Source organism: Ideonella sp. B508-1 (assembly GCF_000333615.1).
In the GTDB taxonomy this organism is placed as follows: Bacteria; Pseudomonadota; Gammaproteobacteria; order Burkholderiales; family Burkholderiaceae_C; genus Ideonella.
This window is the reverse complement of record NZ_BADL01000519.1, coordinates 1-9,407: the sequence shown is the minus strand read 5'-3', so window position 1 is coordinate 9,407 and position 9,407 is coordinate 1. Positions and strand designations below refer to the sequence as shown.

Genomic DNA, 9,407 nt, shown 5'->3' with positions numbered 1-9,407 from the left:
GTCCAGGAACTCGGTGCCGGCGGGCAGGCCCATGGCCGTGAGGTCCAGCAGCAGGCGGCGGGCCTTGCGCAGGCCCTCGTTCATGCGGAAGCTGCCGTCCAGCCGCGGGTCGTTGATGAAGCCCTTCCAGCCCACCGTGGTGCGGGGCTTCTCGAAGTAGACCCGCATCACGATGAGCAGCTCGCTGGCCAGCTCCTCGCGCAGCACGCGCAGCTTCTGCCCGTAGGCCAGGGCTTGCTCGTGGTCGTGGATGGAGCAGGGGCCCACCACCACGACCAGGCGGTCGTCCTGGCCCGCCAGCACGCGGGCGATGTCGGCCCGGCTGCGCTCCACCACGGCCTCGGACTTGCGCGTGAGCGGCATCTCGTCCTGCAGCAGGGCCGGCGAGATCAGCGGCCGCACCGCACCGATGCGCAGATCGTCCACCCGGGTGGTGTCCAGCGTGCCCTCCAGCAGGCCCTCCTCCTCGGAGCTCAAGGGCGTGTTCACGACTTCGGCACGGTTCAAGGCACTCTCCTGGCGACAACCCGGCGGGGTAAAGGTGGAATTATCCCCCGCACCGCGTGGGGCTGCAGCAATGGCACACTGCCCGGCATCGATCCCCGAGGAGACTGCTCATGATTCTGGAAATTGCCGACTTCCGCATCACCCCCGGCCAGCAGGCCGCGTTCGAGGCCGCCGTGGCCCGGGGCGTGGACGAAGCCATCCGCCATGCCAAGGGCTTCAATGGCTACAAGCTCAACCGCTGCATCGAGACGCCCGAGCGCTTCGTGCTGATGATCTACTGGGACACGCTGGAGGACCACACGGTGGGCTTCCGCGAGTCGCCGGCCTTCACGGCCTGGCGCGCCATCGTCGGCCCCTTCTTCGCCGCCGCACCGGTGGTGGAGCACTTCGAGCTGGCCTCCAAGTCCTGAGCGGACGGGTCCGCCACAAAAAAGGGCGGCGCCCCGCGAGGGGCGCCGCCCAGATCGTCGTGGGAACGACGATAGGACAATCGCTGCGGAAGCCGCTTACTGCTTCACGCCTTCGACCTGGATCACGACACGCACGTTGTCCGGGAAGCCCCAGTTCAGGCCGTAGTCGATGCCGTACTGGCTGCGCACGACGGTGGCTTCGAAGTCGCCACCGCAGACTTCGCGCTTGACCATCGGGTTCATGTAGCAGTTGAAGTTCAGGGCCTTGAGGCTGACCGGGTTGGTCTTGCCGTGCAGGGTCAGCTGACCGTCGATCTGGGTGACCTTGTCGCCGTTGAACGTGAACTTGTCGCCCACGAACTGGGCCGTCGGGAACTTGGCAGCGTCGAAGATTTCGGCGCTCTGCAGGTGCTTGTTGAAGGCGTCGGAGCCCGAGTCGATCGACGTCATGTCGATCGTCACGTCCACCTTGCCGGTCTTGGCAGCCTTGTCCAGCACCACGGTGCCTTCCTTCTTGTCGAAGCGGCCGCGGTTGGTCGAGGTCGCGAAGTGCATGATCTCGAAGGTGGCGTAGGTGTGGGTCGGCTCGATCTTGTAGGTGACCGGCTCGGCCTGGGCGGCGGTGGCCAGCAAAGCGGCAGCAGCAGCGGCGATCAGCGAAATCTTCATGGTGCGTGTTCCTTCAAAGGGTCGGGGGACAGGGACGAAAAAGGGGAGAGGAAGCCGGGGCGGACGCGGGCGCGATCAGAGTGCGCCCACGCCGGTCACGGCGAGCTTGAAGTGGACTTCCACATTGTTGGCCACGGTCGAGGTGTCGGCCCACTCGCCTTCACCGATCTTGAAGTCCAGCCGCTTGATGGCGAAGGTGCCGGTGGCCACGGTGGTGGCGCCGGTCTGCTTGAGGGTGACCGGCACGACCACGGCCTGGCTGGCGCCCTTGACCGTGAGCTGGCCGCTGACCGCGTACTGGCCCTTGCCGGTGGCCTTGATGGCCGTGGACTGGAAGGTGGCCTTGGGGAACTTGGCGGCGTTGAACCAGGGCGCCTTGGGCACCTCGGCGTCGGTTTCCGGCACACCGAAGGTGGCGCTGCCGGTGTCGATGCTGAAGCTCACCTTGCCGGCCTCGGGCTTCTTGGGATCGAAACTGATCTGCGCGTCCCAGGTGCGGAACTTGCCGTCCACCGGCACGCCCATCTGGTGGGAGGTGAAGCTGATCTCGCTCTGGGCGGGCACCACCTTTTGTTGCGCGAAGGCCGGCGCGGCAGCCAGCAAGGAAGAGGCCAGCAGGGCCGGCACGAAGAGGGAACGGGTCATGGAGAAACTCCTGTGGGAGGTGTCTGGAGGGGACGCGGTGCCGAGTCGCTCGCTCAGCCGCGGCCGGGACGCATGCGGTTCAGCAGGCCGTCCTTGTCGATCACATGATGCTTGAGCGCGGCGCCGATGTGGGCCACCACGAGCAGCGCCATCGTCCAGGCCAGGGTCTCGTGCCAGGGCTTGATCAGCTGGGCCAGCTCGGGGTTCTTGTCCACGAAGCTGGGCAGGGGCAGCACGCCGAACAGCACGATGGGAAAGCCCGCGGCCGAGCTGTAGGCCCAGCCCACCAGGGGCACGGCGAAGAACAGCACATAGAGCAGATGGTGCATGCCGTGCGCGGCCAGGCGCTGCCAGGCGGGCATGGGCAGATCGGCCGGCGGCCGGTGGGTGAGGCGCCAGACCAGGCGCAGCACGGCCAGGCCCAGCACGATGACGCCGGCCCACTTGTGGTAGTTGAACAGCTTCAGCCGGGTCATGGACATCGGCAGGTCGGCCATGTAGAGGCCGAGGCAGAACACGCCGACGAGCAGCAGGGCCATGAGCCAGTGCAGCCAGATGGCCGGGGCGCTGTAGCGGTTGGAGGAGGACATCTTCGACATGGGGGATTCGCCTTGGAGCGTTGGTTCACAGTGTCCGCAGTGCCGCGGCCTCCGCGGTTCAGCGCGCTTGAAGTCAACGATGCAGTTTTTCTGAACGTTGCAAGGTTCAACCCTGGGCCGGTGGGGCCGGATCGATGCGTTCGGCCCGGGCCGTCGCGACCTGCAGGGCCTCCAGGGCCGAGGCTTGAACGGCGGCGTCCTGCGGCGCCAGCAGACCGTGCCGCAGCGCGAAATCCAGCGTGGCCAGCGCGGCATCGACGGTCATGTCGCCCCGCCGGGCATGCTCCAGGGCCTGGGCCACGGGCATCAGCCGATGCCAGGCGACCTCGCCGTCCTGGTTGAGGGGCTGCACGTCCGGGGGCAGGGCCAGGTCATAGACATGCAGCCATTCGTGCTGCAGCCCCTCGGGGATGTCGCAGCAAAGCTCGAGGACGCGGCCACGCTGCAGGCCGGCCATCTGGTCGGGCATCAGGCCGGCCTCCTCCCAGGCCTCGCGCAGCAGGGCTTCGCGCGGGGTCTGCCCGTGGGGCACGCCGCCGCCGATCATGTTGTCCAGCATGCCGGGATCGGTGGGCTTGCTGTCGGCCCGCCGGGCCACCCACAGGTGGGTCGGCCGCCCCTGGGCATCGGCCACGTAGCCGTTGCAATGGGCACCGAAGGTGATGCTGCCCCAGAAGCGGGAGGCTGCCCGCTCGATCACCGCCTGCAGTGCCCCCTCCTCGTCCAGCAGGGGATAGGGTTCATCGCGCCAGGCCCGGATCAGGCCCCGGTCGCGCAGGCGAAGGTGCAGGGCGGCCAGCGTGGCGTCGCGGTGCTCGCGCGGCAGCGGCCACCAGCGCGCCACCCCATCGGGGGCCACGGTCAGAGGCACACCGTCGGCCAACAGGGCAGGCAGGTGCGCGCGGTCGACCGACCCGATGCGAGCGGGTGGCTCCCCGGGCGCCACCAGGCAGACCGGCACCCGCCGATCCCCCTGGGCCTGACGCGCCTGGCCAAGACAGGGCCAGGGGCCCGGGGCCATGCTCATCGCTCAGTGGTCGTGCTTGTCGTGACCATGCCCATGGCCGTGGCCGTGCCCCGGGCCATCGTCGTCATCGCCACGTCCCGGCGGGCCGGGGGGGCGGTGGCCGCGCTCGTCGTAGCGCTCACGCACCCAGCCTTCCTGCACGAAGTACACCGGCTGGCCGCAGGCGTTGTAGCGGCCGCAGTACTTGCGCCAGTTCTTCTGGTGGCCTGGTGGCACGTACAGATAGATGGGGCGCCGCTGCACCGCCACCACCCCGGGGGTGATGATCATCGGCTGGGCGTAGACCACGGGCGGCGGCGCCGCGTTGCCGATGTCGATGCGCCCGTACACGCCGGGCTGCACCACACTGATGGACACACCCACGTCGGTGGCATGGGCGCCCAGGGCGACACCGGCCAAGGTGGCGGCACCCAGGAGGCGGAGGGGAGTTGTTCTGTTCATGGCGGCAGTCTAGGCGCTCTGGCGGCGGCGGTGATGTAGGACGTCTTCCCGCCGCGGCGTCGGCTGCCGCGCCTGGGCAGTCGGCCGGTGTTCAGCCCGTGCGGCGCGGCCCATGGGGGCAATGGCCCGGCCGGGGGCCCACCTGCGGATGCTTGCGGCAGGTGTCGGGCCGCTGCTCGTACACGGTGCAGCGCCGCGTGGTGGCGTCCAGAAAGAGGCAGTCCCCGCTGGCACGGCGCGCCAGCGTGAAGATGCCGTGCTTGAAGTTGAAGTGGTCGACCTGCCCGGTCTTCTCCAGCCGACGGGCGATCTGCTTGGGCGCCTCGTGCTCGGCCTCGAAGGGGTCCACCAGCCCCAGCCGCACCAGGTCCGGCAGACGCACCTCCACTGGCATGGTGCAGCAATGGGCATGGCAGCTGTCGCACAGGCCGGCGCGGTAGCGCGTCCAGGTCTCGCAACGGTCGACGTCGACGTACTGCACGCCCATCGTCAGCGGGGAGGCAGCATGGACTTCAGCACACCATCCTTGAGCACCACGTGGTGGAAGATGGCAGCCGCGGCATGGGCACCAGCCAGCCAAAGAATGGCATCGCCCAGGAGGCCATGCAACTTGCCCCAGCGCACCTCAGTGGCCAGCGAGCCGTTGACGATGGCCGAAGGATCCAGGCGCACGCCGCCCAGCAGGGTCAGCGGATGTCCCTTGCTGCCCAGGGCCAGCACCGCGGTGATGGGCAGCAGCAGCATCAACAGCCACAGTGCAGCCTGCACCAGGCGCGCCGCCCGGTGCTGCCAGGGGCTCATGTCAAAGCGGGGAGCGGCAGGCCTCACCGCCACCCAGACCAGGCGCAGCAGGGTCAGCACGAAAACCAGGAGGCCCAGGCTCTCGTGCCAGACGATGTCCCAGCGCGTGGCGGGATCCACACCGCTGCGAATCAGGCTGCCAAGGTGTTCAGGACCCAGGGTGAAGGCGACCACGACGGCAATGGCGGTCAGCCAATGGAAAACCCGGCTGAGGGGATCGTAGTGCGCATTCGAGGAGGCGAGAGACATGGCCAGCAAAGCTGCCGTGACGGCAGCAAAAAAGAACATGGGGACATTGTCCCCCGCCCAGGTTACGGTCGGGTTTCCACCAACTTAACCAAAGCTGAAGGCCGACAGCGTGGTCTCCATGACCCGGTCGGAGAAGGCCTTGCGCCCGCGGTCTGCACCGGCCGCACCGGCCACCACCATCAGCGGCAGCAGGTGCTCCTCGGCCCGCGGCGGATGGCACCAGCGGGCCATCGGGGCTTCGGCCCAGTCGGTCAGCGCGGCATCGCGCTCGGCGGCCGGGGCCTGCACCGCCTCGGTCAGCCAGTCGTCGAAGGTGTCGGACACCGGGCCGAAGCGCGGATCGCCATAGCCGCGCATGTTGTGGAAGCTCATGCCGCTGCCCACGATCAGCACGCCCTCGTCCCGCAGCGGCTGCAGCGCCCGGCCCAGGGCCAGATGGGCGGCCGGGTCCAGCGAGACGTTCAGCGAGAGCTGCACGACGGGGATGTCGGCCTGCGGCACCATCAGCATCAGCGGAATGAACATGCCGTGGTCGTAGCCGCGCCGCGCATCGACGTGCGAGGACAGGCCCGCCTGCCCCAGCAGCGCGGTGATGCGCTCGGCCAGGGCCGGCTCGCCCGGGGCCGGGTACTTCAGCTCGTAGGTGTGCGGCGGAAAGCCGTAGTAGTCGTAGATCAGCTCGGGCTGCGCGCCCCCGGTGACGGCGAAGTCACCTTCCAGCCAGTGGGCCGAGACCATCACGATGGCGCGCGGCCGCTGCGGCAGGCTCGGGACGATGCTGCGCAGGTAGGCCGCCGTCTTGTCCCAGGCATGGGGCGGGTTCCAGTCCATGAAGAAGCAGGGGCCGCCGCCGTGCGGGATGTACACGGTGGGCAGGCGACCTGTGAAAGCAGTGGATTCGGTGGGCATGGGTCGACTCCGGCGGGTGATGGCAGCTTGCTCCTCACTGTACGGATCGGAACCCCATCGATCAGCATCAATCCGATGAACTCATCGTTCTATAAATCAGGACGATGGCGCCATCCTGAAGCCGGGCGACGGGCGCGACGGAAAGCTCAGCGGCTGAGCCGGTAGGCCGCCAGACCGATCCACTCGTGCAGCGCCAGCTGCCAGCGGTGCAGGCTCTCGGTGAGGGAGTATTCGGTCCAGGGCGTGTCGGCCCCGGTGCGGAAGTCCACCGGATAGGGCGTGACCTGGCAGCCCACGGCCTGGAACTCGGCCACCGAGCGCGGCATGTGCCAGGCCGAGGTCACCAGCAGCCAGCGCTGCTCGCGGCAGCGCGGCCCCAGCAGCTCGGCCACGCGCTGGGCGTTCTCGCGGGTGGAGCGCGAGCGGCTCTCCAGCATCACCTGGGCCATGTCCAGCCCCTGCTCCGCATAGAACTGGCGGGCCAGCTCGGCCTCGGACACGCCGGTAATGCCCACCAGGCGCCCTTCCCCACCGGTGAACACCAGGTCCATGGCAGGATGCGCGCGCAGCCAGGTCAGCGGCAGCGTCATGCGCTCGGCGGAATCATTGAGCGGCACCTGGCCATGGGTGACGAAGCTGGCCGGGTGATCGAAGGCCCCACCCAGCACGATCACCCCGGTGTGCTGGCCGATGGCGGCATCGGGGGGAACGGGATAGCGGTCTTCCAGGCTGCGCAGCAGCGCGTCCGGCGCGGCCTGCACGCCCAGCAGGCCCAGAAGCCCCAGCCCGCCCCACAGCATGGACAGCGCGGTGCGGCGGCGCTTCTTCAACAGCAGCAGCGCCACCGCCCACCACACCCCCAGCCAGAACAGAGGCTGTGTGACGGCAGACAGGAGCTTGGAGAGGGCGAAGAACATGCCGCCATTCTGCCCAGCCGGGGGCCGCGACACCCGCCCCCGCTGCGGCGGATCAAGGACGGCCCCTGGCCATCGGAGCAAGCTGACAGCCCCCTGCCCAGGAAGTGCCCATGAACCGCCGTCAACTGACCCACGCCGCTCCCCTGGCCTGGCTGGCCGCAGGGCCCACCACGGCCGCGGCCTGGAACCCGGGCGAGCACGACTACGACGCGGCCGTGCAGCAGATCTGGCGCAGCGGCCCCCTGCGCGGGCTGGAGGGGCGGGCCCTGGGCCTGGAGCTGGTCCGTTGCGCCACCCTGGCGCCCAGCAGCCACAACACCCAGTGCTGGCGCTTTGCCATCGGGCCGGACGCCATCACCGTCTTGCCGGATTTCAGCCGCCGCTGCCCGGCCGTGGACCCGGACGACCACCACCTCTTTGTCTCGCTGGGCTGCGCCACCGAAAACCTGGTGCAAGCGGCCGGCGCGCAAGGCCTGCGGGCCGAGGCCCGCTTCGAGCCCGCGCAGGCGGCCGTGCGGGTGACGCTGGCGACCGGCACGCCGCAGGCCGGTGCGCTCTGCGCCGCCATCCCGGCCCGTCAGTGCACGCGCGGCACCTTCGACGGACATCCGCTGACGTCCGGCGAACTCAAGCAGTTGGCCGCCGCCGCAGCCGGCCCCGGCGTGCAGTGCCATCTGTTCACCGAACGCGCAGCGCTGGAACGCATCCTGTCCTTCGTCGTCGAGGGCAACACCGCGCAGATCCGCGACCCGGCCTTCGTGCGGGAGCTCAAGCAATGGCTGCGCTTCAACGCGGCCGACGCCGTGCGCCTGGGCGACGGGCTGTACACCGCTGCCTCAGGCAACCCCACGGCACCGGCCTGGCTGGGGCGGCTGCTGTTCGACCTGTTCTTCACCCCGGGCGCCGAGGCCGACCGCTATGCCCAACAGGTGCGCAGTGCCGCCGGCGTGGCCGTGTTCGTGGCCGAACAGGCCGATGCCGCCCACTGGGTGGCCGTGGGCCGCGCCTACCAGCGCTTCGCCCTGCAGGCCACCGCCCTGGGCGTGCGCAACGCCATGCTCAACCAGCCCGTGGAAGTGGCCGCACTGCGCCCCCGCTTTGCCGCGGCGCTGGGCCTGGGGCCACTCAGGCCCGACCTGGTGGTGCGCTTCGGCCGCGGCCCGGCCCTGCCCCGCTCGCTGCGCCGGCCGGTGTCGGCGGTGCTGGTCTGACAAGAAGGAAGAACAGGCCGCGGAGCCCCTTCCAGACGCAAAAAAAGCCCGGACGAGCCGGGCTTTAAGCGACACGGGCGATCTGGCTCATTCGCAAATGCTGCTCGGACACAAGGATCGCGACATGACCGAACACTACGTCCGTGACCGGATAGGGCAACGGGTGAAGCCCCTGCGCTGACATTCGGCAACGCCCCACTACGACTGCTCTGGCGCCTCCAAAGCAGTTCAGGCAATCGCCGCACCTGCCCCATACCAGAACAGTCCTTGCAGTCGCCAGACTAGCCGCGTTGAAGCCCTCATTCAGGGAAGTTGGGCAGCCGAGCGCGCCGGTCCCTCGTTGTGCCTTCGAACACAGGCAGATTGCCTGCGCACATAGACAGAGTGTAACTTTGCCGCTATACTGGCTCTGTCAATTTCGGCACAACCTTTTTTTAGACAGGAGTCCTATGACCACTAAATTTTTCAGTTGCACATAGTGCAACTGAGCGGGAAGCACTCGCTAAGCGAGGCGATGGCCCATCCGGCCGCCGCCAGATTCGCAACGAAGTGACCCCGTGGGAAATGCGCGTAGACGCTTCCCCACCCTGCAAACAATGGCCCCTCGATCAAGGAGAGAACCTGTTTTTCTGGGCCTGCAGGTAGTTGCTTCATTCAAGGAAATTTGAAATGCAATTCGCTGAAAACGGCGCGGCTTTGATCGGAAACACGATCGTGCCAGCCTCGGAGGTGAAGGTGCTGAGGGCTCTTGCTGCCTTCGATCGTCCGGCAACCGTACCGGAGATCGCTAAGGCTTTGAAAGGCGAGCTGTCTGATGCGTCGATCTACTCTCTGCTTGGTCGTTTGGCCGAGAAGCGCCGGTTGGTAGACCGGAAGGACGTCCAGGTTGTCGTACCGGAAACGACTACGACCCTGCGACGTGTTCTGTGGAGGGCCCTACCCCCCGCCACACTCGCACTTAACGCTTATGAAGCATTCACCAAAGAAGAAAGGAGCGCCCGGGCAACTGCTTAAGCGCTTCG

The 9,407-nt window shown here is 68.2% G+C and carries 13 protein-coding genes; 3 read left to right on the top strand and 10 right to left on the bottom strand.

What is annotated here, in order from left to right; translation table 11 throughout:
- A partial coding sequence (locus tag I73_RS20410; protein WP_022982314.1) for a 3-deoxy-7-phosphoheptulonate synthase occupies positions 1–507 on the bottom strand: 507 nt, incomplete at its 3' end.
- A gap of 110 nt (positions 508–617) precedes the next feature.
- Between I73_RS20410 and I73_RS20405 the strand changes: the two genes are divergently transcribed.
- Positions 618–917, top strand: coding sequence for an antibiotic biosynthesis monooxygenase (locus tag I73_RS20405; RefSeq protein ID WP_022982313.1), 300 nt, complete (start codon positions 618–620; stop codon positions 915–917).
- Between the two features lie 96 nt (positions 918–1,013).
- Here the strand turns inward: I73_RS20405 and I73_RS20400 are convergent, their stop codons facing one another.
- From I73_RS20400 to I73_RS20360, 9 genes are all read right to left on the bottom strand, one after another.
- Complete coding sequence (locus I73_RS20400; RefSeq protein WP_022982312.1) at positions 1,014–1,586, bottom strand: YceI family protein; 573 nt, start codon at positions 1,584–1,586, stop codon at positions 1,014–1,016.
- A 75-nt stretch (positions 1,587–1,661) separates the two neighbouring features.
- Positions 1,662–2,231, bottom strand: a complete 570-nt coding sequence (locus tag I73_RS20395) for a YceI family protein (protein ID WP_022982311.1) — start codon at positions 2,229–2,231, stop codon at positions 1,662–1,664.
- A 53-nt stretch (positions 2,232–2,284) separates the two neighbouring features.
- Positions 2,285–2,821 (bottom strand): cytochrome b, encoded by a 537-nt coding sequence (locus I73_RS20390; RefSeq protein ID WP_026096994.1) that lies wholly within the window; start codon positions 2,819–2,821, stop codon positions 2,285–2,287.
- 115 nt (positions 2,822–2,936) lie between these two features.
- Positions 2,937–3,857, bottom strand: coding sequence for an NUDIX domain-containing protein (locus I73_RS29425; RefSeq protein WP_022982309.1), 921 nt, complete (start codon positions 3,855–3,857; stop codon positions 2,937–2,939).
- Positions 3,858–3,860: 3 nt separating this feature from the next.
- Positions 3,861–4,256 carry a hypothetical protein gene (locus I73_RS20380; protein ID WP_306304241.1) on the bottom strand — a complete coding sequence of 132 codons (396 nt, stop codon included), beginning with the start codon at positions 4,254–4,256 and terminating at the stop codon, positions 3,861–3,863.
- Between the two features lie 133 nt (positions 4,257–4,389).
- Entirely contained in the window at positions 4,390–4,785 is a 396-nt protein-coding gene (locus I73_RS20375) for a YkgJ family cysteine cluster protein (protein WP_022982307.1), read from the bottom strand.
- A gap of 2 nt (positions 4,786–4,787) precedes the next feature.
- The gene (locus I73_RS20370; RefSeq protein WP_022982306.1) at positions 4,788–5,387 is read right to left on the bottom strand and encodes a cytochrome b; all 600 of its coding nucleotides are present in this window, start codon (positions 5,385–5,387) and stop codon (positions 4,788–4,790) included.
- 45 nt (positions 5,388–5,432) lie between these two features.
- Positions 5,433–6,257 carry a class III extradiol ring-cleavage dioxygenase gene (locus tag I73_RS20365; protein ID WP_022982305.1) on the bottom strand — a complete coding sequence of 275 codons (825 nt, stop codon included), beginning with the start codon at positions 6,255–6,257 and terminating at the stop codon, positions 5,433–5,435.
- A gap of 146 nt (positions 6,258–6,403) precedes the next feature.
- Positions 6,404–7,174 carry a YdcF family protein gene (locus I73_RS20360; protein WP_022982304.1) on the bottom strand — a complete coding sequence of 257 codons (771 nt, stop codon included), beginning with the start codon at positions 7,172–7,174 and terminating at the stop codon, positions 6,404–6,406.
- A 110-nt stretch (positions 7,175–7,284) separates the two neighbouring features.
- On the opposite strand from I73_RS20360, the gene I73_RS20355 reads away from it, so the two are divergent.
- Positions 7,285–8,385, top strand: a complete 1,101-nt coding sequence (locus I73_RS20355; RefSeq protein ID WP_022982303.1) for a Tat pathway signal protein — start codon at positions 7,285–7,287, stop codon at positions 8,383–8,385.
- A 669-nt stretch (positions 8,386–9,054) separates the two neighbouring features.
- Entirely contained in the window at positions 9,055–9,399 is a 345-nt protein-coding gene (locus tag I73_RS32830) for a MarR family transcriptional regulator (RefSeq protein WP_148289875.1), read from the top strand.
- Positions 9,400–9,407 lie beyond the last annotated feature (8 nt).

Coding starts and splice junctions, on each gene's coding strand:
- I73_RS20400 (WP_022982312.1), bottom strand. CDS start 1,586: ATGAAGATTTCGCTGATCGCCGCTGCTGCTGCCGCTTTGCTGGCCACC.
- I73_RS20365 (WP_022982305.1), bottom strand. CDS start 6,257: ATGCCCACCGAATCCACTGCTTTCACAGGTCGCCTGCCCACCGTGTAC.
- I73_RS20370 (WP_022982306.1), bottom strand. CDS start 5,387: ATGTTCTTTTTTGCTGCCGTCACGGCAGCTTTGCTGGCCATGTCTCTC.
- I73_RS20360 (WP_022982304.1), bottom strand. CDS start 7,174: ATGTTCTTCGCCCTCTCCAAGCTCCTGTCTGCCGTCACACAGCCTCTG.
- I73_RS29425 (WP_022982309.1), bottom strand. CDS start 3,857: ATGAGCATGGCCCCGGGCCCCTGGCCCTGTCTTGGCCAGGCGCGTCAG.
- I73_RS32830 (WP_148289875.1), top strand. CDS start 9,055: ATGCAATTCGCTGAAAACGGCGCGGCTTTGATCGGAAACACGATCGTG.
- I73_RS20395 (WP_022982311.1), bottom strand. CDS start 2,231: ATGACCCGTTCCCTCTTCGTGCCGGCCCTGCTGGCCTCTTCCTTGCTG.
- I73_RS20405 (WP_022982313.1), top strand. CDS start 618: ATGATTCTGGAAATTGCCGACTTCCGCATCACCCCCGGCCAGCAGGCC.
- I73_RS20375 (WP_022982307.1), bottom strand. CDS start 4,785: ATGGGCGTGCAGTACGTCGACGTCGACCGTTGCGAGACCTGGACGCGC.
- I73_RS20390 (WP_026096994.1), bottom strand. CDS start 2,821: ATGTCCTCCTCCAACCGCTACAGCGCCCCGGCCATCTGGCTGCACTGG.
- I73_RS20355 (WP_022982303.1), top strand. CDS start 7,285: ATGAACCGCCGTCAACTGACCCACGCCGCTCCCCTGGCCTGGCTGGCC.